Consider the following 26,021-nt stretch of genomic DNA (forward strand, 5'->3'; position numbering starts at 1 on the left):
GGTGTTTTTTGACGCCGGGCCGCCCCAAGGCAAAAACGCCCTCTCGGGGGGCAGCAAGCCGAAGGCGCGGCGTGGGGGCTTTCTTTTGTGTCAAAACCCTGTCGCGCATAGTGATAACCTAGGCCTTTATCGTGAACCTTAGCCTACGTTGATCCGTCCCTATGTCCAGCCAGCTTGAAGCTCTGCGTCACCATACCACCGTTGTTGCCGATACCGGTGATTTCGAAGCCATGCGGGCGTTACGCCCGACCGACGCAACGACCAATCCGTCGCTCATCCTGAAGGCCGTCCAAAAAGACGCCTATCGGCCGCTGCTGCAGCAGGTCGTGCACGACCATCGCGGCGCGTCGCCCGCCGAGCAGACCGATCGCCTGCTGGTCGCCTTTGGCCGCGAAATCCTGAATATCGTGCCGGGCCGGGTCTCGACCGAAGTCGACGCCCGCCTGTCGTTTGACACTCGCGCCACCGTGGAACGCGGCAAAGGCCTGATCGCGCTCTACGAGGCCGCCGGCATCGCGCGCGACCGCGTGCTGATCAAAATCGCCTCTACCTGGGAAGGCATCCAGGCCGCCCGTGTCCTGCAGGCCGATGGCATTCGTTGCAACCTGACCTTGCTGTTCTCCCTGCCGCAGGCCATGGCGTGCGCCGACGCGGATGTGCAGTTGATTTCGCCATTCGTTGGCCGTATCTACGACTGGCACAAAAAGGCCGCCGGCGCCGACTGGGTCGAAGCCGATCGCACTGGCGTCAATGACCCCGGCGTGCAATCAGTCACCGAGATCTACCGCTACTACAAGCATCACGGCATCACAACCGAGATCATGGGCGCCAGCTTCCGTAATGCCGGCCAGATCCGGGCCCTTGCGGGTTGCGATCTGCTCACTATCAGCCCCGAGCTCCTGGCGGAACTGGACCAGGCCTCTGGCGATGTCCCGGCACAACTCAGCCCGGCCACCATCGGCGATGATGTGCCCGCACATCGCACGGCAGACGAGATCTGGTTCCGCACCGAGCTCAATGCCAATGCGATGGCGACGGAAAAACTCGCCGAGGGTATCCGCCTGTTCTCGGCGGATGCGGTCAAGCTTGACACCTTGCTCGCCGCTGCCGCAGGCTAGGTCGCCCGCCAAGACGAAAAAAAAGCTCAACAGATCACTCCGTTGAGCTTTTTTAATCAGGCTGTATTGCCCCCGATGGCTCAGCGATCGTCGTGCGAATGCACCTGCAGCGCCTCGAGGAAACGAGACACCATGTTGTAGGCGGCCACTGTCGCCGTCAACTCGACCATCAATTTGTCCGTGCCCATGGCCTGACGGGCCGCTTCGAAAACGGGTTGTGGGACCTGGACGTGACGCGTCATTGTGTCGGTGTAGGCCAACACGGCACGCTCGGCCTGCGAAAACAGATCTGAGGACTCCCACTCATCCAGCGCATCGAGCTGAGCCTGGCTGATGCCCTCTTTCAGGGCGATCGGCGCGTGTTGATCGGCCTCGTACGGTGCGCCGTTGATCACGGCAACGCGCATGATGACCAATTCGCGCAGGTCGCCCGGCAAGGTGCTGAGCTGGCGTATAGACGTCAGGTAATTCAGCCATCCGCTCGCCACGGCCGGGCTGTGCAACAGCATTTGGTACAAATGCAGTACACCGCCACGTTCGGCAACGATGCGATCGACCAACGGTTTGGCTTCGGGGTGCGAGAGATCAGCGTAAGAAAGACGTGCCATGATGGAATTTCCTAAAAAACGCTTCGGCCTGCTACAGCCGGAGCAGATCGATAGTTAGAGCTTCTCGGTTTCGCCCGTCTTGGGCTGCCACTTCATCAAACGTTTTTCGCCCAATCCCACGATGTAGTCGAGCAACAAGGCAAAGGCGGTCAGCACCACAATCCCGGCGAACACGGTATTGACGTCAAACGTGCCTTCGGCCTGCAGGATCAGATAGCCAACGCCGCTGGCCGAACCCAGATATTCGCCCACGACTGCGCCCACGAACGCCAGGCCCACCGAGGTATGCAAACTCGAAAACACCCAACTGGTCGCCGAGGGCAAATACACGTGACGTAGCAATTGACGGCGTCCTGCCCCGAGCATGCGGGCGTTATCCAGCAACGTCGGGCTGACTTCGCGCACGCCTTGATAGACGTTAAAGAAGACAATAAAGAACACCAGCGTCACGGCCAGCGCCACCTTGGACCAGATGCCCAAGCCAAACCACATGCCGAAAATAGGCGCCAGAATCACGCGCGGCATCGAGTTTGCGGCCTTGATATACGGGTCGAGAATCGCACTGGCGGTATTGGACAGGCCCAGCCACAACCCAAAACCCAGGCCTGATATCGTACCAATGAAAAACGCCAGGACGGTCTCGGACAACGTCACCCACAAGTGCCGATAGATATCCCGGTTCGCGATGAACCAATCCCAAATCCGGCCCCATACCTCGAGAGGTTGGCCAAAGAAGAACGCCACTTTAGGATCCTTCGATGCGACGTACCAGACCACCAGGATGATCACCAGCAACAACAGTTGCCAAAACCGCAAGCCGAATGACGAACCCGGCTTAAATAATTTCAACATATCAGGCTCGCTTTTGCTGGGCATAGCCCTTGAGGACTTCGTCGCGCAACACGCCCCAAATGGCTGCATGCAATTCAACAAAACGCGGATGGGTGCGCACTTCGGCCACGTCGCGAGGACGCGGCAGATCGATGGCAAACTCGCCGATGGGGTGCGTGCCCGGTCCGGCCGACAGCACCACCACCCGGTCGCTCATGGCAATGGCCTCGTCCAGATCATGCGTAATGAACAACACAGCCTTGCGCTTGGCCATCCACAACTCAAGCACCTCGTTTTCCATCAGCTGACGCGTCTGGATATCGAGTGCCGAGAACGGCTCGTCCATCAGGATGATGTCGGGATCGCGGATAAGCGTCTGCGCCAGCATGGCGCGCTTGCGCATGCCGCCAGACATCTGATGGGGATAGCGATCTTCGAAACCGCCCAGGCCGACCCGACGCATCCAGTCACGACCCTGCTCGAGCGCCTCGGCGCGCGCCACGCCGGCAAACTCCAGCCCGGCGATGACGTTTTCCAGGGCGCTGCGCCACGGCAGCAACGCCTCGCCCTGAAACATATACCCCGCGCGGGTGTTGATACCCTGCAAGGGTTGACCAAAAACCTTCACCTGCCCCGACGACGGCCCCAGCAGGCCGGCCCCCACATTGAGCAATGTGGACTTGCCACAGCCCGTAGGCCCGACTACCGAGACAAACTCTCCCGGCGCGATAGCAAGTGTCGTGTCCTGAACGGCGGTGTAGCGTTTGCCCCCGCCATCGCGGGACACGAAAGTGCAGGTGATATGGTCAAGTAAAAGTGCTGCGTCAGACATTGATTACTTCTCGTTGGCGCGGCGCGTATATTCATTGGTCCAGCTTTTCGCCGGATCGATCTTTGCCGCATCGAAACCCTTGACGTAAGCAGCCAATGCCTTGATGGCCGTGGCCGCACCGTCTTCGGGAATCATGCCATCGGGAGACAGGCCATCCATGCTCTTTGTCAGAGCGGCCTTGTAAACCTCGGGTTCGCCCAGCAAGTATTGCGTTGGCACCGTCTTGGCGATTTCTTCGATGCTGACCTCGTGAATCCATTTGTCGGCACGCACGATCGCATTGGTCAGTGCCTGCACCGTGTTGGGATTGGCATCAATGAACTCCTGCGGCGCGTACAGGCAGCCCGCAGGCATATTGCCGCCAAAAATTTCCAGCGTGTCTTTCAACGTGCGGGTATCGACGATAATGTCCATATCGCCAGACTCCGTCAGCATCGATACCACGGGGTCCGTATTGGACAGGGCGTCGATCTGGCCGCTGCGCAACGCCGACACGGCGCCCGCGCCCGCGCCCACGCCGATGAAAGAAACATCGCTGTCTTTCAGGCCATGCTTGGACAAGAAAAAGCTGACCACCATATTGGTCGACGAGCCAGGCGCCGTCACACCGATTTTCTTGCCTTTCAAGTCTGCCGGGGTCTTGTAGTTGGGCATCGTCTTTTTCGAGACGCCGACGCCGATCATGGGCGCACGGCCCTGCTGCACAAAGGCGCGATAGAACTGCCCCTTGGACTGCATGTGCAGCGTATGTTCGAATGCGCCGGACACCACATCGGCGCTGCCCCCCACCACGGCCTGCAGGGCCTTGGAGCCACCCGCGAAGTCCGCAATGCGAAGATCCAACCCTTCGTCCTTGAAGAAACCTTTTTGCTCGGCGATGGTCAGCGGCAGGTAATAGATCAGCGCCTTGCCACCTACTGCGATCTGCACATCGGCTTTTTCAAGCTTTTGTGCCCGCACAATGGCTGGCGCCAGGCTCATCACACCGGTTGCACCGGCCAGTTTCAGCAATTCACGACGAGTGATTGACATGGAGCGTCTCCTTTGCCGCCAAGCGGCCTGTGTGTCTGTTGTGCGGCCTGATTGGCCGTCGTCTAGTCCTTGGGCGAGCCTGAACCAAACGGCCAGGCAACGCGAGGGATCATACTCCAGTGATTTCACGACACGCTAGGCTGATTTGCGCTCCATCAATGCCCAGGCAATCGTCCCCGCATCCACGTACTCCAGCTCGCTACCGGCCGGCACACCACGCGCCAGGCGCGTCACGTTCAGCCCCTTGTCGGCCAGGGCCTCTCCCAGAAAATGCGCCGTCGTTTCCCCTTCGGCCGTGAAATTCGTCGCCAGGATGACTTCCTGTACCACGCCATCGGAAACGCGTGCCAGCAGCCGCTCGAAATCGAGCTCGCGCGGGCCGATCCCCTCGAGCGGCGCCACACGGCCCATCAGCACGTAATACAAGCCACGGTAGCCGTGGCTGGCCTCGATCATATTTTGATCGGCTGGCGTTTCGACAATGCACAGCAACGACGGATCACGCTTGGGATTGGCACACGTCGCGCAGATCTCGTTTTCGGTAAAGCTGTTGCAGCGCGAGCAATGACGCAAATTTTGCACCGCCCCCGCCAGCGCCCGGCCCAGCATATCGGCCCCCTGCAGATCATGCTGCATCAGGTGATACGCCATGCGCCGAGCCGAGCGCACGCCCACCCCGGGTAAGCGGCGCAAGGCCTCGATCAACGAGATCAGAGGCTCGGGTTCAGGCAGTTGAGAATCCATCTCGATAACGAAAACAACAGAAAGAAACGACTAAAAGCAGCGGACCGACACGGCGGCCCACCGCGCGCACTCAAAAGGGCAGCGTCATACCCGGCGGCAACGGCATACCGGCGGTCACACCAGCCATTTTCTCTTGTGCCGTGGACTCTGCCTTGCGCAGGGCATCGTTAAAGGCTGCCGCGACCAGATCTTCGATCATGTCTTTGTCGTCCGTCAGCAGGCTGGGATCGATGGAAACACGCTTGACGTCATGGCGGCAGGTCATGGAGACCTTGACCAAGCCCCCGCCCGAAGCGCCTTCGACGACGATATCGGCCAGCGCATCCTGGGCCTTTTTCATGTTTTCCTGCATCTGCTGCGCTTGCCGCATCAAACCGGCCAATTGTCCTTTCATCATGATGGGAACGTCCTTGAATGAGGGTAAAAATTCAACAAAAAATGGGTTCAAAAAGCGATCGCAGACACATTTCGTCGCTCATGCGGAGGGATCAACCGCACGCACTAGGCGGACCTGCCCGCCAAAATCGTTTTTCAACGCCAGCACAAAGGGATCAACTGCCGCTGCCTCTTCTGCGGCCTGTTGTCGAGCGGCCTTTTCAATCTGCGCCACCGCGTGGGCTGTGCCATCGCCCGTGGCGCCGACCTCGATTTCCAGTCGCAGCCCCTGTCCAAAATGCTCGCACAATACCGTTTGCAGGCGCACACGGCTTTCGCTCTCGGCCAGGGTTTTGACCGCAACGCGCAACACGACCGCATCGCCCTGCACGCCACTCCATTCACTTTGACGCGCCAACTCGGCAGCCAGCCCCGTGACCGGCAACTGCGCGGCCAAGGCCGGCCACTGCGCCGCCGACATATTCTTGAGGCTCGCGCCAGACCGACGTGCACGGCGCGAAGGCGCAGGCTGATTACGCGGAGCAGGCACCGGTGCAATCGCGGGCTCAGATGTCGCCAGCGTCTCAAACTCATCATCCGGATCGGTGGTGAACTGCGCCGTGGGAAAGTAACCGCCCTCAACCTCGTCCGGGATATCCTCATCCACCCACGCCGGCGGTTCGTCCGCGTGGACGGCAGACGCTGACTTCGTTGACGTATGAGTGGACGCGGGCGTGACAGCCAGCGCGGCCGCAGGCGGCGTTTTCCCCTCGGATCGCGAGGCGGAATCCGACGCCGCCCCGGGGGGAATATCCTCCCAAGGCGGAATATCATGCGCTGCGGAAGCAGACTGATCATGCGCCGTCGAGGCGGGTTCGACCTGCGCGGCGCCGGGGGACTGCGACGCTACGGAACCCGACTGGGCAGGCCCGACGCCGGCAGCCGGCGAACGATCTGCAGCATGGCTCCCTTCGGCCACGCTTGCCTCAACGGCAGTCGTATTCGCCGCAGGATGCCCTTCGGCCGCCCCGGACGCCGACGCTTTGGGAGCAGATACGCTGGAGCCCGTTGCCGTTACAGGCGTCGACGCCGCGGCAGCCAACGCCGGCTCGCTCTGCACCGCAGCGCCAGCCGGCCCACCCGAAATCGGAGCCGCATCCATTGTTGCGCTCGCAGCGGCACCAGACGCCACGGACGGAGTCACGCCTCCTGCCTGAGTCGCCACCTCCGCTTGAGCCGGCGGCACCGCCACCGGCGTTTGCAAGGCCGTCTGCGGCCCCGCCTGGCCGTTCAGCGCCAGCATGCGCAAACAAGCCATGACAAAACCCGCATACTCATCGGGCGCCAGAGACAATTCACTGCGGCTATGTACCGCCACCGAGTAAAACAACTGCACCGCATCCGGATGCAGCACCGTCGCCAAGCGCGCAGTATCCGCCGCAAGCGGATCCTCGGCCAACGTCGCACCCGGCACGCGCTGCTCAATCGCCACGCGCGACAACAACACCGCCAAATCCGCCAACGCCCCCGCGTACGACAAACCACGGGTCGATAACTCGTCCGCCACTGCCAACACGCCAGCCGCCTCACCCGCCGCCAGCGACTCGAGCAAACGCACCAGATGCCGTTGGTCAATCGTGCCCAACATGCCGCGTACCGCGTCTTCGGTGAGATTACCGGCGCTATAAGCGATCGCCTGATCCGCCAGGGACAACGCATCGCGCATCGACCCGCCCGCTGCCTGCGCAATCAAACGCAACGCGGGCAACTCATTCGCAACGGACTCGTCGGCCAACACCGTCTGCAAATGACCAACAATGGCATCCGGCGGCATTTGCTTGAGATTGAACTGCAGACAACGCGACAACACCGTCACCGGAATCTTCTGGGGATCCGTTGTTGCCAAAATAAACTTCACATGCGGCGGCGGCTCCTCCAGCGTTTTCAGCATCGCATTAAACGCATGCCCCGTCAGCATGTGGACTTCGTCGATCATGTAGACCTTGTAGCGACCCGAGCCGGGCGCATACACGGCCTGCTCCAGCAACTGTGTCATATCCTCGACACCCCGGTTTGAGGCAGCATCGAGTTCAAGGTAATCAACAAAGCGACCCGCATCAATCTCGGTACACGCGCGGCACTCACCGCAGGGCCGAGACGTAATGCCCGTCTCACAATTCAACGATTTGGCCAAAATGCGCGACAGCGTCGTCTTGCCCACACCGCGCGTGCCCGTAAACAGCCAGGCGTGGTGAAGGCGCTGAGAATCAAGCGCATGCGTCAGCGCACGCACAACGTGATCCTGGCCTACCAGGGTATCAAACGAACGCGGACGCCACTTTCGGGCCAGTACCAGATAAGTCATGGGCGGATTGTAGAGCCAGTTAGACGGGCCGGCGCGCCGGAAATACAAAGGGGCGCCGCAACCAGGGCGCGAACCGCCAAAATACTGACAATTCGTCCGATTACGGCGCCCCATTGGGGAAACCGGATGACGAGCCTTACTCCGGCACTGATCCTAAACGACTGTGGCTGCTTCGTTCCCGACCTGACCAGGTTCACCGCCGAACCATGCGAAGGGGCCCGTCAAATGAGATTCTAGCAGAGCGGCCGGGAGGCCGCTTGCTTGACTCTCATTTGGCGAGCCCCAGGGGGCCTGCATGCGCCCAAGCCGAGCCGATTAGGCCCACGCGACCACTGCCCCTGACGGCGACATCAGAAGAACACCGATTCCTGACAGCAAAACAACCTCAACTAAGCAGCAAAAACTACAAATCCATCCAAAGCTGCGCCCGCGGAAAGTACAAAGCGGCCCGCGCCGGGCGGGTATCCAAGGCCGTGACCTGAGTGCAGTAGCGCAGCAGTTGATCCGCATGGCGCTGGCGCATGCGGGTGGCGAAATGTTCCGTGGACTCGCCGGAGTGTGGACGGGTAGTTTTGTAGTCGACGATCAGCCAGCCGTCTTCGGTGCTGAGCGCTAGATCAATGACGGAAACGCGGCCGGTGGCATCGATGAGAGGCCACTCGCGGCGAGCGGAGGATTGGGAGAGCAGCCAGCGGCCGCGATCATGATCCAGCGTGGCCAGCAGCGTGTCCAGCACGGATTGAGCGGCATCGGGCGCCTGGCCGGCAGGCAGGCCGGCGCGGGTCAACTGCTTTTGCATGACCGGGAGATAACGGCGTAACGTATCGGTGGGCCACGCCGCTAGGCCGTCCTGGCCAATACGGGCCAACCACGCGTGTGCGAGCGTTCCGATAGCAGCGTCGTAGCCTGTTTCCAATTGCCAGGCGGGATGCTCCGCCCCCTGCCCCACCGCTGCACTCTGGCCGCCGACAGCAAAGCCCGGCCCGCTCATGCGGGGCTGCCGGGTGCGCAAAATCTCGATGGCCTCATTGGCCAAACGATGTAACGGCTCGCCGCCCTGCTGACCCGCCAGACCCTCGTCCGCCAACGCAGTCTCTTGCCAGTCTGCGGGCGGCATCCTCTGATCGGCGGGTAGCCATTCCCACAACCGACCCAGCAGACTATTGGCCGCCGGCGGCTTGGCCTGCCCAGTAGCGGGATCTATCGCCACATTGCCCACGAGGCACAGACGATGGCGCGCACGCGTGGCGGCCACATACAACAAGCGATCGGTCTCATAGTCCGCGCGACGTCCTTCGCGCAAACTCAAATAGCGCGAAATCGGATCGGCCTCCTTGTCCGCGCGCGGCTTGACCGGGCCAAACAACACGCGCTCGCCGCTTTGCTCAAAGCTCACCAATGGCGCGCGATCGGCCCGAGACGACTTGTGCAGACCATACAAAATGACCGTATCAAACTGCAAACCCTTGGACTTGTGCATGGTCATAATCTCCACCACACCCTCGCCATCGGCGCCGCCGTCCGGAGCCGCATAGAGTCGTCCCAGCGCCGTATCCAGTTGTGCAGGATCGAGTCCGCCGTGGGGCGCCAGGCGTTCAATCAAGACAAACAGACTTTCCGCGTCCTCGGCCGCGCTAGCGCTCGCGTACAACGCCTCGCCGCCCAGGCGATGCCAGAGTGACTCCAGCCAGGCTGCCAACGGCATCGCGCCACTGGCATTGCGGGCATCGCGCAAAATCGGCGCAACCTGACTCAAGCGGGCGTACTCATCGGCGGGCAAAATTTGCTGTGCCAGGCACGGCGCCGCGGACACTGGCTCATCCCAGAGGGACAAGCTTTGGCCCGCAGGTTGCCCGGCTACCTCCTGCACCTCACCTTCGGACACCCGCAACGCCGCATCCAGCAACGTGGGAATAGGCGTGGTCAAGTCGTGACCAAACAAGGCATGCAATGTCGTCAGTGTCAGTCCGCACCACGGCGCGCGCAACACAGACAGCCACGCCAGACGATCAGCCGGATGCGCCAAGGCACGTAATAGCTGCACCAGATCCGACACGACCTGACGCTGCCCCAGCGGCACCAAGTCCACAGCACGACACGCGATACCCGCTTGCGTTAAACGACGCACCAATTGCCCTAAATGCCCCCGTGCACGCACCAAAATCGCCACGGGATGCCGGCTGGCAGGATCACGATCGTGCAACGCCTGACGAACCAGATCGACCGTCAGCACCTCGGCAGCCGCATTGGCCGCAGCGGCCCCATCCGCACTAAAAGCCCCATAAAAACGCACCGGATCACCCGGCAACGACGGATTAAACGCCGCCGAATCGGTATAAGCAATGGCCCCGGCAGCGGCATCATTGCGCGCGGGCAACAACCCACGGAACGTCGCATTCACCCATTCGACCACGCCCGCTTGTGAGCGGAAGTTGTCCGTCAGTTGCAGGAAACCCGGCGTGATTTCGCCTACGCCATGCTCGGCTGCTTGCAAGAACAACCCCACCTCGGCCTTGCGAAAGCGATAAATCGACTGCATGGGATCGCCCACTAAAAACAGCGTCCGCCCATCACCCGACTGCCAGCCCGAAGTCAGCGTATTCAACAAATGGATTTGCGTCAGGCTGGTGTCCTGAAACTCATCGATCAACAAATGCCGGATCGAGGCGTCAAGTTTCAGTAGCAACTCACCCGGATCATCGGCCGATCCCAACGCGAACGAGGCACGTTGCGCGATCTCGATGAAATCCACTTCGCGCGTTTCGGCAAAACGCAAATGCAATTGGGCCACCGCCAACTTCAGCGTGGTCAACTGTGCGCTTAGCACCCGCCACTGCGCCTCGCTGAATTCGGCCGGAGGCACTTTATCGATCGCGTCCAGCATCCACACCCAGGCCGCATTGGGATCCGCATCGCCCAGCCACTGTGCAAACCCCTCTTTGTGCTCGCACTTAGCCGGAAAGCCAAGATTTTTATTCACACCGCGCGGGCTACGCAATCCCCCTGTCGAGGTCAACAACAGGTGGCGCACGGCTTTCCACTGATCCAGATGGGCAGCATCAGGCTCCAGGGGCTCATCCCAGTCACGCAACGCGGCCAACGGATGGTCCGTGCCCGCCTCATCCAATACCGCCACCGCCATACGGGCCGGCCAACACAGCGCTTCGTCCCACCCCATCGGCATGGCGTTCGTCAAGGCATCCAGATCTTCGCCAATGGCCTCGGCCAACGCATCCTGCAAGGACTCGCGATCGCTTGCGCTGGCCAGCAGAGGCAACCATTGATCGCGCTGACCCAGCATGGCAGAGATCGCCTCGACCGCCGCCTGCGTATCGACATCCAGGTGTTTGAGCAAAACACGCACATCCTCAAACTCATCCGCCATTGCCAATGTCGCACGTGCGGCCGCTTGGTAATGGACCTGTGCATCGTCGGCAATGTCGGGCATACCGCCCAACTCCGACAACCACGGCATGCCGCGCACCAGGCCAGCGCAAAACGAGTCGATCGTCCGGATCGCCAAGCGGGCGGGATGCTGCAGCACCTTCCAGCCCAATGCTGCATCGCGTGCCAACGCTTCACGTGCCAAATGCCAACTGCGCTGGCCGTGCTCGGTCTCGGGCATCGGCCCATTGCCGTCGCGCAATTTGCTGAGCACCCGTGCGTGCATTTCCGAGGCCGCTTTGCGGGTAAACGTAATTGCGACGATTTCTTCCGGTCGATTGACCGTCGCCAGCAACGCCAAAATACGATCCGTCAGCAACTCCGTCTTGCCCGACCCCGCGGGGGCCTGTACCAAAAACGACGCGGCAGGATCCAGCGCTTGTGCACGCGCCACATAATCAGAAGGTTGGCGGCTCGATCCACTCATGCTGCGTCGTCCTCGTCTTCTAGATGCAACCGCAGAAATGGCATGGCATCACAATACTTCAGATCATCCTGGCGATAGACCACATTGGCGGCATAACCCGACGCATACTCATCGGCCAGACTCTCGACGGCGCCTCGCCAACGCAGCAAAATGTCGCGCCACGCCTGCCCGTCAAACGCCTTGCTCTTGTCCGCCGCCGTTACCCCCGTGATACCCAAGTCCGTATCGGTCAATCCGGTCGCAGTGACTTGGCGTGCATGCACCTGAGCCAACACCAATGCAGCTACATCCGCGTCCGGCGTATCGCCAGACAACACCGCGGCATAAAACGGCAACTGTAAATTCACAGGACGCACGCGCGCCCAATCCGACTCGGGATTGCCCGGCGCCATGCCCGTCTTGTAATCAACAATCACCGCCCTGCCATCGGGCAGCCGATCCAGGCGATCCAAACGCACCGTCAGAGCCAATGGCCCGCGCGACCAGTGATGCGACTCTTCGACCTGAGCCACCTCAAACGGCAAACGTTGCGCCTCCAGATCAAACCAATCCGCCAGCACTTTTCGTGCGCGTTCGCATTCCAGATCGCGCAATGCCGTGGGATACGTTTTCAGCTCGGTGCTTGCGGCTTCGTCAACGGCCTGATCAATCAGGGCCGACAATTTTCCTTGTTCTATCGCCGTGTGCAAGGCTTCCTGGCAAGAGAACATACGCCACACCAACTCCAACGCACGATGCAAAAATTGTCCGCGTACATTCTGGCTGGCCATCTGCGCATAATCAGCAAGCGCTCTGCCCCCCAACCGGTGACGGACAAACGCCCAAAGCGGATTGCGCGCCTGCGTATCCAGCACATCCAGGCCGCCCGTCGCACCCGCCGCACCGGCCAACGGCAATGCGGGACCGCTATCGTCCACCAATATTTGTTGCGGCAAAATCTCTGGCACCCCTGCAGCAGGCATTTGCCAATCCATCAATGGCACCTGCGCGATCAACGGCGACGGCCTGAGTTCGCGCTCACCCTCCAGATGTGCATGACTCACCACCACCTCGGGTGCACAGCGACACAGCGCCGTATACATGGATTCCGCCCACTGCCGCTCGCGCTCAGGCGTCGCGCGAGGCGCCCCTGCCTGACGCAGCACCACCAACGGCAATAGCGGGTTGGGTTGGGGCGTCGCGGGCAAGACATCATCGGTCAACCCCAAAATCCACACACCATCCCAGTGCCCCCCCTCGGCCTCCAGCAAGCCCAGCACATCCAGACGTGCCGACGGGTCGCGCTGCGGCTGAAATGACGACGATGCGGCGGCACGCTCCAACAACCGCACCGCGCTGCGGCCACTCAACCGCCCGGCAGCCGGTGCTAGCGCCGCGTAGCGACCCAGCAACTCGCCCAACGCGCCCATCACCTGATAGCCCACACTATCCAGTGGTCGCTCGCCCGGGAAACCCAGAGTCACCAATGCTGCGCGTATCGCGGGCATCCACTCGTCACAGGTGGCGCGCTCACCGACGTGCCGCCAGCCCGCCAATGCAGCGGTCCATGCGGCCGAGAGGGCGAGCTCTCGCCCCCCTTCATTGACCAATTCCCGTCGCCAACGTCCCGCGTCAATGCGGCTAAGCTCTTTACGACGCCATCGCGCGTCAATCGCGGCGAACATCGCGCCATCACCGCGGTCGCCCGCGCAATGGCCGGCCAACAACGCTGCGCCCAGTACCGCGGTATCCACGGCCTCGACCTCGGCCATTGTGGCCAAAGCATGCAGCCAGGCCAGTGCCGCGCGTACCGCCGGCCATTCCGTCAGCGGCCGCCCCACGGCAACGTTAAAAGCATGTTCACCCGGCGCCAGCGCCTGGCCCACCACCCGGCGCGCAAATGGCGACTCCGCCTGCAATTGCGCCGACACAATGGCATAGCGCCCTGACGGGTACGCGTCCAGCCGCTGTGCCGCCCAGGCCGCCGCCGCTCGCCATTCACCGCCGCCATCGTCGGCGCAATAGCGGGTCGGTAAAGCCACATCCGCCTCGACATCGCGCAGCCACGCCAATTCCGATCCGCCCTCCTGAAACGCATTCAGTAGCGCGGCGAAACGCGGCGAAACATCGGTAAATCCCGCCAGCACCAGATACCGCGGCGCGGCCACGTCGCTTTGCTGCAACGCCGCCAGCACGCGCGCATAGCCCTGATTCGCGTCTTCGGCATCAATCGACCGCAACCGTTCGCGATAAGACTGCCGCCAACGCGCAAAACCTCGATACTCGTCCGTATCCGCGCCGCTCGGCACCTGCAATGCCCACTCATCCATCAACGTGTCGGCGTCCATCGCCAGGGCGGCCGCCTGGGCGGTATCCAGCAACACCCGATCGCCCTCTTCGGCGCTGATCGCATCCACCCAGACCATTTGCGCGGCAAATGTATCCAAACGATGCGCGGGTAAATCGACATCCGCCACAAACGCCAAATCTGCCGCGGCCTCGACCAGCCAAGCGGCCAACGGCAACACTCGTGGTAACTCGCTGACCTGCCGCTCGCGGCGCAACTGGCCCGCCAGATCCAGCGTCAATCGACGGGCCAACCGGTTGTTGACGGTCAGGAGCAACGTCTGCGCCGCCGGTAACTGTCCAGCCTGCTCCAGCGTAATCAGACTGCGGGATTCTGCGTCGTAGTTCATGCCAAGCGGGTTAACCGAGAATTTTGGGTGTTAAAAGCCGCTAGGATACCCGCATCATTTGGTGACTTGTGTGCCATTTTCGCTGGAGTTGACTTCCCGTCAGGTGCAACAGCCTACACTGTGTCACACTGGACGACGGACGACAGCCAGTGAAGTAAACCCAAGCACGGGCTCCGGTGCAATCACAGAGGTAACTATATGAGCCTGGACATTAAATCAATCATGGAGCGCCTACCCCATCGCTACCCCATGCTCTTGATCGATCGCGTGACTGAGGTCATTCCTCAGAACAAGATCATCGCCATCAAAAACGTTTCCGCCAACGACCCGTTCATGTCCGCCGGCCACTACATGCCAGCCCCCCTGATCGTAGAGGCCATGGCGCAGGCCGCCGCATTGTTTTCCTTTGCAGACGAAGGCACGCAAAGCCGGCCCGAACAAGGCAAGGCGGTTTATTATTTTCTAGGTATTGATGACGCGACCTTCATCAAACCCGTCGTCCCAGGCGATCAACTGCGCATCGAGGTCCAGGCCGTGCGACTCAGTCGCGCGATTTGCAAGTATCGAGGCCAGGCATTTGTCCAGGACGAACTCGTCGCCGAAGCCACCATTCTGTGCGCTGTACGGAATTCGCCAGAATCCCCGATATAACCGTCGCTAGCGCGCGAGGGCACTCAGCCCTGCCATCCCCACCGTCATCTTGAAAGTGAGACGACTCAGGCCGCAAGTGCGGATTCGGTCTCATCACTCGATTGCGCTGCTCTCAAGAGGATTCGCTGCCTGATAGAAGCGACCACGCCGACACGCGCCGAACCTGGCTACCAACCAGTTTGTGCCTTGTTAAGGCGCGCCGCCTCTTCTTCGGCGTACTCTTCTTCGTCAGGCTCATACGAACCTTCGTAAAGGCATTCCTCACGATCCCACGTGCACGAGTTAAACAGGCGGCTGGTCGTTCTGGAACTCAGTGTGGAGCATCCCGCCGTCAGCGCAACCAGACATAGCACGACGCCGCAACGGCTCAACGTGTGAATAGACATTTCCTCGGGTCCTACAGAGAGTGTTATCGCTTGGTCGTAATCAGCCGACAAATGATACCCCTACGTCCATCTCGCGCTGTATAGACCAAGAGAAAACGAGCGCCGATATGACGCATGCTGTCTTTGCTGCAGGCTCAATATCTCAATGTCCCATCGCACCTGAGGACATTTATTGATTCGTCGCTTTGTACTAATTACGCTTCAAATTACCAAGGGATTACCCTTATTAAAAGGGAACAAAAAATGAGTTCTACTCTTTTTTGTATTTTTTTTGTATTTTTATCCCTAAGTGCGGAGCCAGAATGAAAATCGCGTTAATCGGTTGTGGTGAGGTCGGAAGCTGCTATGCGCAAGCGTGGCGAACCGCCGGACATACTGTCTTCGCCGTATGTGAACTACGCCAAGATGCCGAGATACAGGCTCAGGTACAAAGCTATGGCGCCACGCTGCATGCGACGCCCGGCGCTTGGTTGGCCCAAGCCGATCTGGTGGTATCGGCCGTCTTTGGCTATGCGGCAGAACAGGTCGCCGCCCAGGCATTGCCGCATCTGCGCCCCGACGCGCTGTATGCTGACTTCACGACCGCCAGCGCGGCCGACATGCGTGCCGCCGCCGCTATCGCGGCCAGCCACGGCGTCCCCTTTGCGGACGTCGCCATCATGGGTGCCATTGCCCTGCTGGGCGCACGCACATCACTGCTCACGGCCGGGTCCGGCGCGATGGCCGTTGTCGAATTTGCACAAACCTGTGACATCCCCGCCCAAGCCATCGAAGGTCAGGCGGGCGATGCCGTACAACTAAAGCTCTTGCGCAGCATCATGACCAAGGGCATGGAAAGTCTTTCCGTGGAATGCCTGGTCGCTGCGGAAAAACTGGGGTTGCGCAATGCGCTGTACGACGTACTGAGCGACATTGATCAGACACCGTTGACGACGTTCATCGATTCCTTTGTCCGCTCGCACGTGCTGCATGCACCGCGCCGTTTGGCCGAAGTCCGCGAAGCGCGAGACCAATTGACGCAAGCGGGTCTGGAACCCCTGGTGCTCGATGGCGTCGAGCGCCTGTTTGCACGCACGGCCCAAGGCATCGCCGCGGCCCGCGAGGCACAGAATGGCGCGCCCCTGGATCTGCCCAATACCGTTGAAGCACGTTTGGCCTGGCTGACGCCACTGGCCCAGAACACTTGATTTTTATCCCCGCGCATTGAAGTAGCATACGCGGCAATGTGTATGACACCATCGTGCCGAATCCGGCCAAGGTGACCATATAAAAATGATGAGGAAGACGATGCAACTCGTAAAAAAAATGATGGCAGCCACGCTGCTGATGTCCTGCTCAGTGGCTATCGCGGCCACCAATATGGCTAGCGCGCCGATCACGTTCATTTCCCCGTTCCCGCCAGGCGGCGGTACGGATACCCTGACACGCATGATGGCGACCGCCATTGGCACAGAGCAGGGCTGGAACATCGTCGTCGAGAACAAGCCGGGCGCCGGCGGAAACCTGGCACTGGACGCGACCGCGCGCGCAAAACCCGATGGCCATACGCTGGTCATGGCCCAGACCGACAACATCGTGCTCAACCCATGGCTTTACAAAAAGCTGACCTATGACACTTTCAAGGACTTCAAGCCAGTTGGCTTGGTCGCCTCGTCTCCCAGCGTATTTGTGGTGGTGCCGGACTCTCCCTATAAAACTCTGGACGATGTCGTCAAAGCCGCTAAAGCCAAACCCGGCGAAGTCTCCCTCGGCATTCCCGGCATCGGGGGCAGTGGCGATTTGATTGGTTATTTGTGGCGCGAAGCGGCAGACATTGAGCTGATGCACGTGCCCTATCGCGGCTGGTCGCAAGCGTTCCCTGATCTGATGAGCGGTCGCATCGCCCTGTACACCGGTTCGGTAGCGTCGCTGTTGCCGCAGATCAGCAGCGGCAAGGTTCGCGCGCTGGCCGTCGTGGCCGATGAACGCTCGCCCGCATTGCCCGACGTGCCGACATTTGTCGAAAGCGGCTTCAAGACCATTAACCAAACCATCTGGTGGGGCCTGATGGCGCCGGGTAAAACCCCTGACGACGTCATCGCGACGCTCAATGGTGCACTGAACCAGGCACTCGAGAACCCCGAAGTTGCACAAAAACTCCAAAAGGCCGGCTATAACGTCATGAAGGGCACGCCCGACGATCTCGCCAAACGCCATCGCGCGGATCACGATGTGTTCGGCAAGGTCGTACAACAAGTCGGGATTCCTCAACAATAACCTTCTCCCCCTACACCCGGAGCGCTTTTATGATTGGTTTTGAAATTCTTTCTCGCAAACGTGCCATCAGTGCCGAGATGGTCGAGAAATTCCGCAAGTTGCCTGTAGCCAATATCAGTGATTGCATGTCGCGCATGACGGCCGGTGGCGCCCGCCTGCGCCCCATGCACGACGGTACCCTGTTGGCCGGGCCGGCGCTGACCGTCAGCACGCGTCCCGGTGACAACCTGATGGTGCACAAGGCGCTGAACCTGGCCCAACCCGGCGACGTCATCGTGGTAGATGCCGGCGGTGATCTGACCAATGCGATCATCGGCGAAATCATGACCTCGTATGCTGAGTCGCGCGGTATCGCCGGCATTATCATCAACGGTGCCATTCGTGATTCCGGTACCATTCGCCGCAGCGCATTTCCCGTCTACGCCGCGGGCGTCACGCATCGTGGCCCGTACAAGGACGGCCCGGGCGTCATCAACGGCACGATCGCACTGGACGGCATGACCATCGAACCGGGCGACCTGATCCTCGGCGACGAAGACGGCTTGCTGTGCATTCCGTTCGATCAAGCCGAAGCCATCTACGAGCAAGCATCCGCCAAGCACGCAGCCGAGGAAGTCACCCTGGCAAATATCGCCGCGGGCAAACTCGATACGTCGTGGATTGATGCACGCCTGAAGGCCTTGGGCTGCACGGTGCCCACTCAGGGATAAGCAACATGCCGGCCTCGAATCACAACGCATTGCGCGTGGCGCGCCTGGATCTATGGGTCAATCCCGTCTTCGACCAGGTCATTACGGCAAACGCCGGCCTGGCGCTCTGCGTGCTGTCACGAGAGGCCGGCCGCCCAGACACCTGGGCGGCACTATCTCAAGCGCATGCCTATCACGTGTCGCCCGCCAAAGACGAGCTACCGTCATGCTGGTGGGTCAACAATGCGCTGCTGGCCCGCTGCCCGGACCTATTGTGTGTCTCGGCGGGCGGCGCGGGCTACGATACCGTGGACGTCGACGCATGCACACGCGCAGGCGTTGCGGTCGTCAACCAGGCGGGCGCCAATGCCGCGTCAGTTGCCGAGATGACCTTTGCGTTGCTGCTGGCTCTGGTCAAGCGACTCAACGCATCCGACGCGATGCTGAGATCCGGCACCGCCGTGAGCCGCGAGGCCCTGATGGGCAACGAGATCGAGGGGCGTGTATTCGGTCTGGTCGGAATCGGCGCCATTGGACTCAGGGCGGCACGCATCGCCGCAGGCTTTGGGATGCGCCCGATCGCGTATGACCCTTTGCTGAGCAACGACGAGATTCGCGCACGAGGCGCGGAACCGGTCTCGTTTGCGGACCTGCTACGACAAGCCGATGTCGTGAGCTTGCATTGCCCGTTAGACACCAGCACGCGTGGCATGATGAACGCGCAGGCCTATGCCGCAATGAAGCCCGGCGCCTTGTTTCTAACGACCGCCCGCGGAGGTATTCACGACGAGACCGCCTTGCAACAAGCCCTGGAAAGCGGCCATCTGGGCGGCGCAGGACTGGACGTTTGGCAAGTCGAACCTCCGCCGTCTGCACACCCTCTATTGCAACGCGACGATGTGGTCGCCACCTTTCATACGGCGGGCGTGACTCACGAGGGCCGCCGCAAAGTCGCTCAAGGCTCAGCGTCCCAGATCGTCACCATGCTGTCGGGGGAACGTCCTGCACAACTGCTGAACCCGGCGGTTTGGCCACGCTTTCAAGAGCGCCTGGCTCAAACAAAGCGTATCGAATTGGTCTGACGGTCTTTTGCGCTTTCGTCGCACTATCTATCGTTCAGGCCTTGCACCTTGCAACGGCCGTCTTTCAGGCAGATCGCTCCTTCTCCGCAGGGGAGCGCTGATTGCGGAACAAGCGGTGCGTCGCGGTCAAGTGCAACCGCATCGCGCTTTCTGCGTAATCGGGATCGCGGGCACGCAGCGCGGCAATGATCTGCTTATGCTGTTCGACGCTGCTCAGCATGTCGTCACGGCTATAAAAATAGAACGAGCCAATAATAATCGGCATATCCAGCAAACTATCCACCAGCGAACGTACACGCGCTGACTGAGCCGCCGCCAGCAACGCGTGATGAAAGCGGTTGTTGTAGTGCTGCACCTGCGCGACATGGTCCTCGTCATCCGAGAGCACCGCACGCAACATACTGGCGTTGATCTCCGCGAGTGCTTCGATTTGTGCTTCGCTAGCGCGGTTGGCGGCCACACGCGCGGCATAGGGCTCAAGCAAGAGGCGCAACTCAAAGGCCTCGTTGATGTCGCGATCCAGCCAACCCAGCACCACGGCGCCACGCCGCTCTTCGCGCGAGACCAAGCCATCGTCGATCAGTCGCTCGATCGCGCTACGGACCGGTGTGCGGCTCACGGCGAGCTCGGCGGCGATATGTTCTTCGCGCAAGCGCTCGCCAGGCAAAAATGCCCCAGACATCAATCGGCGACGCAGTTCCGCATAAACCAGATCCCGTGCGCTAGACATGCAGCCCCACCTCTTTGCTCATCGAACCTGAATTATCGCCTGATATGGGCTGGCGAGATAGCATTCCGATGCGGCGATAGTTATTCGTTGTGAGTGCGAAATCTTCGCAGCTATCGCAAGTCATTGCCAGCATGAGGAACCACGTGCGATGCCACTGCCTACACTTCGCCAAGGTTCATCAATCGCCGAATCTCGTCGCGCTTCGCACGCAAGTCATGGACGAGTTCGCTTTCTATCTGCTCCCGGGAATAATCGTCGTCATTGACGGAAAGCCCGAGCGCCAGACTGCGCACCGGTCCCGAAAACAGCGAGATGCCAATCGTGGTGACATTACGCCGAGGATACAGCGCAATCGACCACTGATCCTCTGGCAGATCGAGAGCCGAATACAAGGCGCTGTTTGAGTCCATGGAATTGCCCACTCGCAGATTCACGACCAGAATCTTGCGGCGCTCGGTTTCCGACGTGGCGCGCGCGATGATGATGACCTCATCTTTGCCCTTCTCGCCGATATTCACCGCACCTGAACAGCGATCGGCCAGCGCCTGCAGCGACGCCTGTATCAGGTCGTTCACACCCGTATTGGCCAACGCGGCGAATCCAATCTCAAGTAATTGCGGTGTCAACGACCAAAGCGTGCCTTCTTGACGCACATAGCCTTCGCCCTGCAGCGTCTTGAGCAGGCGCAACACCGTCGAGTGCGGCAAATCGACGGCCTTGGACAAGGCCGTTAGGGATTGCCCAGGGCCACTGCGAAAACTGCGCAGAATCGCTAGACACCTTTGGACCGACCTATTATCATTCATTTGACCACTACATGAAATATTTGTTCATCTAGTGAACATATTAGCTGGCTTCGGGCAAGTCTGCAAGCCTGTCTCGAATTCGTCGGCACAGATTTGGGAGCACTCATGGGGTACAGAGTTGGTGTCGATATCGGTGGGTCATTTACCGATTTCGCTGTGTTTGATGAAGATAGCGGCGAAATCAAAAGTCTGAAGGTATTCTCCCGCCCAGACCAACCGGGCGAAGAAGTCATCGCCGGCCTGCGCATGCTGGGCGAACGCTACGGCATCCAGCCTGGCCAAATCAACTACTTCACGCACGGCACCACGGTAGGGATCAACACCGTCATCCAGCGCAAGGGTTTGAAGCTAGCCCTCTTTGCCACCGAGAACTTCTGCGACGTGCTCGAGCTTGCGCGTCTCAAAACGCCCGACATGTACCATTTGTTGTCGCGCCGCCCCGAACCCTTGATCAAACGCAGCATGGTTTTCGGCATCGCCGAGCGTATGGGGCCCGATGGAACCGTGCGCTCTCCACTCGACGAGGACAGCGTCAAGCGCGCCGTCCAACAAGCACGCGACGCCGGCGCCGAAGGCGTCGTCATTTCCTTGCTGCATGCCTATCGCAATCCCGCCCACGAACTGCGAGTGAAAGAAATCGTGGAGTCGATAGCCCCGGAGTTGCCGGTGACCTGCTCCAGTGAAACGTGGCCCATCATCCGCGAATACGAACGCACTGTCACGGCAGTCATCGGTGGCTACGTGCAACCTCGTGTCGCGCATTACCTGGGCTCGCTGCAAAGCGCCTTGAAGAATGCGGGCGTCCGGCCTGAACCTCGCCTGACCAAATCGAATGGTGGTGTCATGACCGCCGAGCAAGGCAAACGCGATTGCGTACAGATGATTTTGTCTGGCACGGCGGCCGGCGTCATCGGTGCCAGTCACGTTGCCGCGACGGCAGGCGTATCACGTTGTCTTAGCCTGGACATTGGCGGCACCAGCGCCGATATCGCAGTAATCGTCGACGGCAAGCCACAATATGGCGTGGGTGAGTTAATCGGCGATTTCCAGATTCATATCCCGTCGGTCTCGGTGTCGTCAGTGGGCGAAGGCGGAGGCTCCATCGCCTGGGTCGACCCGCTGGGTGTCCTGAAGGTCGGCCCTGAAAGTGCGGGATCCAGACCCGGACCAGCGTGCTATCGGCGCGGTGGCACACGCGCCACCATTACTGACGCATTCGTATGCTGCGGCCTGGTCGGGCATTCCGACCTGGGCTACCGGGCCGTCGAGGTCGATATCGACGCATCGCGACAGGTGGTCGGCGAGCTTGCCGATAAACTAGGACGCAGCATTGAAGAAACCGCCGAAGCCATCATCCAGATCGCTGTGTCCGGCATGTATACGGAAGTCAGCGGACTCATTTCCCGCTACGGGATCGATCCGCGTGAATATGCAGTACTGGCCTTTGGCGGCGCAGGTCCCATGTTGGGCTGCTTTCTTGCACGAGAGATCAAAGTCAAGGAAATCATCGTCCCGCCCTCGCCCGGGACACTCAGTGCACTTGGCGGCCTGATCGCCGATTTAAAGAGCGACTTTCTGAAGACTGTCTACACAGACCTGAATCCGACCAACCTGCAGACAGTACGTGAGGAATTCGCCGTGCTGCGCGAACGTGCAGAGCAATGGTTAATACAAGAACAGGGCCACATCGACCAAGCCGAATTGGTGTATTCCGCCGAAATGCGTTATCGCGGACAGTCGTATGAAATCGACACCGCGCTAGATCCGGCGCACATAGCGTCCGGTAACGTCAAGGCCATTGCAGAGGCGTTTCACGACACGCATCAACGCCTATATGGACATGCGGATCCGCAAGCCCCCGTGCAACTGGTGAGCCTTCGTGTGGTGATCTCGGGAAATAGCGACAAACCCCGCTTTCCGCGCCACGAGCTATGTCCCGGTACGCCTGACGCCGAGCGCTCCCTGCGCGTGTGGCTAGATGGCGGGTTCCGCGACGTAGAGCTGTTCAGCCGCGTGGCACTGGTCGCAGGCCAGCGCCTGTCGGGGCCGGCCATCGTCACGCAAGACGACTGCACCACGGTCATTCCCAGTGGCTACGTTTGCGACGTCGACGAATTCACCAATCTGCGCATCACTTCCGAAGGAGCCGCGTCGTGACCAAGACCATCGACAATTTCCGTCTACAAGTGCTTGCCAATCATTGCACGGCCGCCGCGGAGGCCATGGGCTACACGCTGATGCGCACGGCCTATTCCACCTTTGTCAAAGAAACCGAGGATTTTTCCGCCCAGTTATTGACCCCATCGGGCAAGACCTTCGCGTCGCCCAAAACCTTCGGCGCCACCTGGTACACGGGACTGGACTACGGCCGGGTTATCGCCATGTTCGATGACTATCGCGAAGGCGATATCTACCTGACCAACGATCCCTACAGCGGGCACGTGGCCACACATACCCCCGACATGCACGTGTGGAAACCCGTTTTCCGAGACGGCACGCTGGTATGCTTCGTGGGCTCGCACATTCACAATACCGACATGGGCGGCGCCGTACCCGCCTCCTTGTCTCGTACGCTGACCGAAGTTCATCAGGAAGGACTGCGGATCCCTCCGATGCTCTTGATGCGCGACGGTGTCATCGACGAAAAACTACTGCGCATCATGCAGGTCAACGTGCGCATGCCGGACCAGAACCATGGCGACCTCAATGCCCAGATCGCCGCCCTGAACGTCGGCGAACGCAAAGTGCACGAAATCATCGACCGCTTCGGTGTAGAGGAATTCATGCAAGGCGCAGAGGCGATTCTGGATTACGCCGAGCAGCAAACACGCGCCCTGATACGTGATATTCCGGACGGAGAGTACGAGTTCTCAGAGTATGCCGACGAAGACTCAGTCGGCGGATACCCCTGCCGCATCCACATCACACTACGAATCCGCGGGGATGAACTAGAGCTCGACTTCACGGGCAGTGATCCCCAGGTGGCATCCTCGCTGAACGTTCCCACCGGTGGCGACGGACACCACTCCGTGATCACCGTAGGCCTCGTCTATGTGATGCACACGCTGGCACCGCGTAATGTTCTGAATGCGGGTTCAGTACGCCCAATGCATGCCGTCTTGCCCGAGGGCTCCGTGGTGAATCCGCAGGCTCCGGCAGCGGTAGGCATGCGCAGCCTGATGGCCGCGGTGATTCAGGCATGCACCTTCGGCGTGTTCAGCCAGGCCCTACCTGATCGCCTACCCGCCTGCCCGGCCGGCGGTTCCACGCTGCTCAATGTCAAGACAGCTACGCGTGAAGGCCGCCAGGTGCTCTCATCCATCGGCCCTTGCGGCGGTGGCGCTGGCGGTGGTCCGGCGTTCGACGGCGTGGAAGGTTGCGGTGCGAATAATGCTTTCCTGAAGAACACGCCGGTTGAAATCAACGAAGCGGAAGTACCCATTGAAATCATCCGCTACGGCCTGGTTCCCGATACCGGAGGCGCAGGTCGATTCCGCGGTGGCAATGCGGCAACCATGGAATTCAAGCTGCTCGCCCCGAACGGCGTGGTGACCGCACGCAATCGTAATCGATCAGAACTGGCGGCGTGGGGCGTCGTGGGCGGCAAGGCAGGCGCCAACTCGCGCTTCATCAAAAATCCCGACACCGAGCAATCTGAAGAACTACGCAATACCGATCTGGTCAATTGCGCACCCGGCGACATCATTCGCCTTCAAGGCCCGGCCGGCGGCGGCTACGGTCATCCGTACGAACGCCCGATCGAGGACGTTCTGGAGGACGTGCGCTGCGGATTTGTCTCGAGACAGCGGGCCCGCGAAGCATACGGCGTCGTGGTGCGCGATGATCTGACAATTGACGAAGCCGCCACTGGCGATCTACGCCGAGGCGAGTCCGGCAACCCGGACCATTTTGATTACGGTCCGGGTCGGGCCCACTTTGAAAGTATCTGGACCAAGGGGCGCTATGACGCCATGACTCGGATTATGGCGGCACTTCCTATTAGCTGGCGGCATTTCATCAAACATCAGATGTTTGCCGCACTGGCCGGCACGACGCCCCCTGAGGATGATGGCGCAGCGGACATTAACCGGCTCTATGAGCAATTGAGCCAACGTTACGCTGATCTGCCATCGCTTTCAGAAATACGCGGTTCTTGTTTGCAATAGGCAATTGGTACCAAACGCGAGACGCCTACGATCATTGGAGGACGCGCTGACGCTTTGCGCCGTCCAATGCTGACTCTGGCCGAGCGCCACAGTCGCTATCAAAAAAGGGCCTGACATGATTCTTTATACATTTATACATACAGGGGAAAATCTTGACTGCTCCCTTCCCTAAAGGGAAAGGGATTCCCACTTCACAGAACCGAGCCATTGCGCATCAACACTCATGCACTTAGGTCTTACCGTTTCTCCATGGGCTAACACCGCCAGCCCGGCGGATAATACGTTATGGGCTGCGTTGATATCGCGCTCGTGGTCTGTGCTGCATGCAGGACAGGACCACTGCCGCACGCTCAACGGCAGCTTTGGTGACACATATCCGCAAGCGTGGCAGCGCTTGCTGGAGGGGTACCAGCGATCCACCCGCACGACGTCTCGTCCGACCCAACGCGCTTTGTATTCAAGCTGTCTCACGAACTCCGCCCATCCGGCATCACCGATGGATTTAGCAAGACAGCGGTTTTTCTGCATATTTGACACAGACAAGCTTTCTACGGCGATCACTTGGTTTTCGTGGATCAACCGGGTGGAGAGCTGGTGCAGGAAATCCCTGCGGGTGTCTGCGATCTTGGCATGCAGTTTGGCGACTTTTAGTTTCGCCTTGGCACGGCGAGCCGATCCGCGTTGTTTCCTGGCCAAGCGGCGTTGTAGCTTGGCCAACTTGGCTTCATGTTGTCGAAAGACCTGTGGCGCATTGATTTTTTCTCCGGTTGAGAGGGTCGCAAAATGAGACAGCCCCAGATCGAT

21 protein-coding genes and 1 other RNA gene are annotated in these 26,021 nt (G+C 60.3%); 8 read left to right on the forward strand and 14 right to left on the reverse strand.

The annotated features are described in order from the left end of the window. Positions 1–161 precede the first annotated feature (161 nt). On the forward strand, positions 162–1,118 hold the full coding sequence (tal, locus tag ACYVDM_RS01985) for a transaldolase (protein WP_415793291.1): 957 nt from the start codon (positions 162–164) through the stop codon (positions 1,116–1,118). Between the two features lie 80 nt (positions 1,119–1,198). Here tal and ACYVDM_RS01990 read toward each other — a convergent pair whose 3' ends face one another. The 10 genes from ACYVDM_RS01990 to ACYVDM_RS02035 form a co-directional block, all read right to left on the reverse strand. After that, positions 1,199–1,726, reverse strand: coding sequence for a carboxymuconolactone decarboxylase family protein (locus ACYVDM_RS01990; RefSeq protein WP_415793290.1), 528 nt, complete (start codon positions 1,724–1,726; stop codon positions 1,199–1,201). 54 nt (positions 1,727–1,780) lie between these two features. Then, positions 1,781–2,578 (reverse strand): ABC transporter permease, encoded by a 798-nt coding sequence (locus ACYVDM_RS01995; protein ID WP_415793288.1) that lies wholly within the window; start codon positions 2,576–2,578, stop codon positions 1,781–1,783. Position 2,579: 1 nt separating this feature from the next. Next, on the reverse strand, positions 2,580–3,389 hold the full coding sequence (locus tag ACYVDM_RS02000; RefSeq protein ID WP_415793287.1) for an ABC transporter ATP-binding protein: 810 nt from the start codon (positions 3,387–3,389) through the stop codon (positions 2,580–2,582). Between the two features lie 3 nt (positions 3,390–3,392). After that, entirely contained in the window at positions 3,393–4,421 is a 1,029-nt protein-coding gene (locus ACYVDM_RS02005) for an ABC transporter substrate-binding protein (protein WP_415793286.1), read from the reverse strand. Between the two features lie 135 nt (positions 4,422–4,556). Further along, a complete protein-coding gene (gene recR / locus ACYVDM_RS02010) occupies positions 4,557–5,165 on the reverse strand; it encodes a recombination mediator RecR (protein ID WP_415793285.1) in 609 nt (202 codons plus the stop codon). A gap of 70 nt (positions 5,166–5,235) precedes the next feature. Next, positions 5,236–5,562, reverse strand: coding sequence for a YbaB/EbfC family nucleoid-associated protein (locus ACYVDM_RS02015; protein WP_415793284.1), 327 nt, complete (start codon positions 5,560–5,562; stop codon positions 5,236–5,238). Positions 5,563–5,640: 78 nt separating this feature from the next. Beyond that, positions 5,641–7,905 carry a DNA polymerase III subunit gamma/tau gene (locus ACYVDM_RS02020; protein ID WP_415793282.1) on the reverse strand — a complete coding sequence of 755 codons (2,265 nt, stop codon included), beginning with the start codon at positions 7,903–7,905 and terminating at the stop codon, positions 5,641–5,643. Positions 7,906–8,030: 125 nt separating this feature from the next. Beyond that, positions 8,031–8,128: signal recognition particle sRNA small type (gene ffs, locus ACYVDM_RS02025), an RNA gene on the reverse strand. A 180-nt stretch (positions 8,129–8,308) separates the two neighbouring features. Then, the gene (locus ACYVDM_RS02030; RefSeq protein WP_415793281.1) at positions 8,309–11,776 is read right to left on the reverse strand and encodes a UvrD-helicase domain-containing protein; all 3,468 of its coding nucleotides are present in this window, start codon (positions 11,774–11,776) and stop codon (positions 8,309–8,311) included. Then, the gene (locus ACYVDM_RS02035; RefSeq protein ID WP_415793280.1) at positions 11,773–14,451 is read right to left on the reverse strand and encodes a PD-(D/E)XK nuclease family protein; all 2,679 of its coding nucleotides are present in this window, start codon (positions 14,449–14,451) and stop codon (positions 11,773–11,775) included. Before ACYVDM_RS02035 ends, ACYVDM_RS02030 begins: the two co-directional genes overlap by 4 nt. A 198-nt stretch (positions 14,452–14,649) precedes the next feature. On the opposite strand from ACYVDM_RS02035, the gene fabZ reads away from it, so the two are divergent. Next, positions 14,650–15,102, forward strand: coding sequence for a 3-hydroxyacyl-ACP dehydratase FabZ (gene fabZ, locus ACYVDM_RS02040; RefSeq protein WP_415793278.1), 453 nt, complete (start codon positions 14,650–14,652; stop codon positions 15,100–15,102). Between the two features lie 167 nt (positions 15,103–15,269). Here the strand turns inward: fabZ and ACYVDM_RS02045 are convergent, their stop codons facing one another. After that, complete coding sequence (locus ACYVDM_RS02045; protein ID WP_415793276.1) at positions 15,270–15,488, reverse strand: hypothetical protein; 219 nt, start codon at positions 15,486–15,488, stop codon at positions 15,270–15,272. Between the two features lie 302 nt (positions 15,489–15,790). On the opposite strand from ACYVDM_RS02045, the gene ACYVDM_RS02050 reads away from it, so the two are divergent. The 4 genes from ACYVDM_RS02050 to ACYVDM_RS02065 all read left to right on the forward strand — a co-directional run bounded on the left by ACYVDM_RS02050 (position 15,791) and on the right by ACYVDM_RS02065 (position 19,515). Continuing rightward, a complete protein-coding gene (locus ACYVDM_RS02050; protein WP_415793275.1) occupies positions 15,791–16,675 on the forward strand; it encodes an NAD(P)-dependent oxidoreductase in 885 nt (294 codons plus the stop codon). Between the two features lie 100 nt (positions 16,676–16,775). Next, positions 16,776–17,744, forward strand: coding sequence for a Bug family tripartite tricarboxylate transporter substrate binding protein (locus ACYVDM_RS02055; protein ID WP_415793274.1), 969 nt, complete (start codon positions 16,776–16,778; stop codon positions 17,742–17,744). A 29-nt stretch (positions 17,745–17,773) separates the two neighbouring features. Beyond that, on the forward strand, positions 17,774–18,454 hold the full coding sequence (locus tag ACYVDM_RS02060) for an RraA family protein (RefSeq protein ID WP_415793273.1): 681 nt from the start codon (positions 17,774–17,776) through the stop codon (positions 18,452–18,454). A 5-nt stretch (positions 18,455–18,459) separates the two neighbouring features. After that, positions 18,460–19,515: a hydroxyacid dehydrogenase gene (locus ACYVDM_RS02065; RefSeq protein WP_415793272.1), complete on the forward strand. Its 1,056-nt coding sequence runs from the start codon at positions 18,460–18,462 to the stop codon at positions 19,513–19,515. Positions 19,516–19,579: 64 nt separating this feature from the next. On the opposite strand, the gene ACYVDM_RS02070 is transcribed toward ACYVDM_RS02065, so the two are convergent. Together ACYVDM_RS02070 and ACYVDM_RS02075 are read right to left on the reverse strand one after the other, a co-directional pair. Beyond that, positions 19,580–20,245 (reverse strand): GntR family transcriptional regulator, encoded by a 666-nt coding sequence (locus ACYVDM_RS02070; RefSeq protein ID WP_415793271.1) that lies wholly within the window; start codon positions 20,243–20,245, stop codon positions 19,580–19,582. 158 nt (positions 20,246–20,403) lie between these two features. Then, entirely contained in the window at positions 20,404–21,051 is a 648-nt protein-coding gene (locus tag ACYVDM_RS02075; protein WP_415793270.1) for a helix-turn-helix domain-containing protein, read from the reverse strand. A gap of 105 nt (positions 21,052–21,156) precedes the next feature. Between ACYVDM_RS02075 and ACYVDM_RS02080 the strand changes: the two genes are divergently transcribed. Then, complete coding sequence (locus ACYVDM_RS02080) at positions 21,157–23,208, forward strand: hydantoinase/oxoprolinase family protein (protein ID WP_415793269.1); 2,052 nt, start codon at positions 21,157–21,159, stop codon at positions 23,206–23,208. Continuing rightward, positions 23,205–25,217 (forward strand): hydantoinase B/oxoprolinase family protein, encoded by a 2,013-nt coding sequence (locus ACYVDM_RS02085; RefSeq protein ID WP_415793268.1) that lies wholly within the window; start codon positions 23,205–23,207, stop codon positions 25,215–25,217. Before ACYVDM_RS02080 ends, ACYVDM_RS02085 begins: the two co-directional genes overlap by 4 nt. A gap of 168 nt (positions 25,218–25,385) precedes the next feature. Here ACYVDM_RS02085 and ACYVDM_RS02090 read toward each other — a convergent pair. Further along, the coding region (locus ACYVDM_RS02090; protein ID WP_460475297.1) for an RNA-guided endonuclease TnpB family protein at positions 25,386–26,021 on the reverse strand (636 nt) is incomplete at its 5' end.

This window comes from Bordetella tumulicola, assembly GCF_054779135.1.

What these genes read in the sequence shown, in the direction of transcription:
- ACYVDM_RS02050 (WP_415793275.1), top strand. Translation starts at nt 15,791, where the DNA reads ATGAAAATCGCGTTAATCGGTTGTGGTGAGGTCGGAAGCTGCTATGCG.
- ACYVDM_RS02080 (WP_415793269.1), top strand. Translation starts at nt 21,157, where the DNA reads ATGGGGTACAGAGTTGGTGTCGATATCGGTGGGTCATTTACCGATTTC.
- ACYVDM_RS02060 (WP_415793273.1), top strand. Translation starts at nt 17,774, where the DNA reads ATGATTGGTTTTGAAATTCTTTCTCGCAAACGTGCCATCAGTGCCGAG.
- ACYVDM_RS02070 (WP_415793271.1), bottom strand. Translation starts at nt 20,245, where the DNA reads ATGTCTAGCGCACGGGATCTGGTTTATGCGGAACTGCGTCGCCGATTG.
- ACYVDM_RS02000 (WP_415793287.1), bottom strand. Translation starts at nt 3,389, where the DNA reads ATGTCTGACGCAGCACTTTTACTTGACCATATCACCTGCACTTTCGTG.
- ACYVDM_RS02020 (WP_415793282.1), bottom strand. Translation starts at nt 7,905, where the DNA reads ATGACTTATCTGGTACTGGCCCGAAAGTGGCGTCCGCGTTCGTTTGAT.
- ACYVDM_RS01995 (WP_415793288.1), bottom strand. Translation starts at nt 2,578, where the DNA reads ATGTTGAAATTATTTAAGCCGGGTTCGTCATTCGGCTTGCGGTTTTGG.
- ACYVDM_RS02075 (WP_415793270.1), bottom strand. Translation starts at nt 21,051, where the DNA reads ATGAATGATAATAGGTCGGTCCAAAGGTGTCTAGCGATTCTGCGCAGT.
- ACYVDM_RS02055 (WP_415793274.1), top strand. Translation starts at nt 16,776, where the DNA reads ATGCAACTCGTAAAAAAAATGATGGCAGCCACGCTGCTGATGTCCTGC.
- ACYVDM_RS02005 (WP_415793286.1), bottom strand. Translation starts at nt 4,421, where the DNA reads ATGTCAATCACTCGTCGTGAATTGCTGAAACTGGCCGGTGCAACCGGT.
- ACYVDM_RS02015 (WP_415793284.1), bottom strand. Translation starts at nt 5,562, where the DNA reads ATGATGAAAGGACAATTGGCCGGTTTGATGCGGCAAGCGCAGCAGATG.
- ACYVDM_RS02030 (WP_415793281.1), bottom strand. Translation starts at nt 11,776, where the DNA reads ATGAGTGGATCGAGCCGCCAACCTTCTGATTATGTGGCGCGTGCACAA.
- ACYVDM_RS02065 (WP_415793272.1), top strand. Translation starts at nt 18,460, where the DNA reads ATGCCGGCCTCGAATCACAACGCATTGCGCGTGGCGCGCCTGGATCTA.
- ACYVDM_RS01990 (WP_415793290.1), bottom strand. Translation starts at nt 1,726, where the DNA reads ATGGCACGTCTTTCTTACGCTGATCTCTCGCACCCCGAAGCCAAACCG.
- recR (WP_415793285.1), bottom strand. Translation starts at nt 5,165, where the DNA reads ATGGATTCTCAACTGCCTGAACCCGAGCCTCTGATCTCGTTGATCGAG.
- ACYVDM_RS02045 (WP_415793276.1), bottom strand. Translation starts at nt 15,488, where the DNA reads ATGTCTATTCACACGTTGAGCCGTTGCGGCGTCGTGCTATGTCTGGTT.
- tal (WP_415793291.1), top strand. Translation starts at nt 162, where the DNA reads ATGTCCAGCCAGCTTGAAGCTCTGCGTCACCATACCACCGTTGTTGCC.
- fabZ (WP_415793278.1), top strand. Translation starts at nt 14,650, where the DNA reads ATGAGCCTGGACATTAAATCAATCATGGAGCGCCTACCCCATCGCTAC.
- ACYVDM_RS02035 (WP_415793280.1), bottom strand. Translation starts at nt 14,451, where the DNA reads ATGAACTACGACGCAGAATCCCGCAGTCTGATTACGCTGGAGCAGGCT.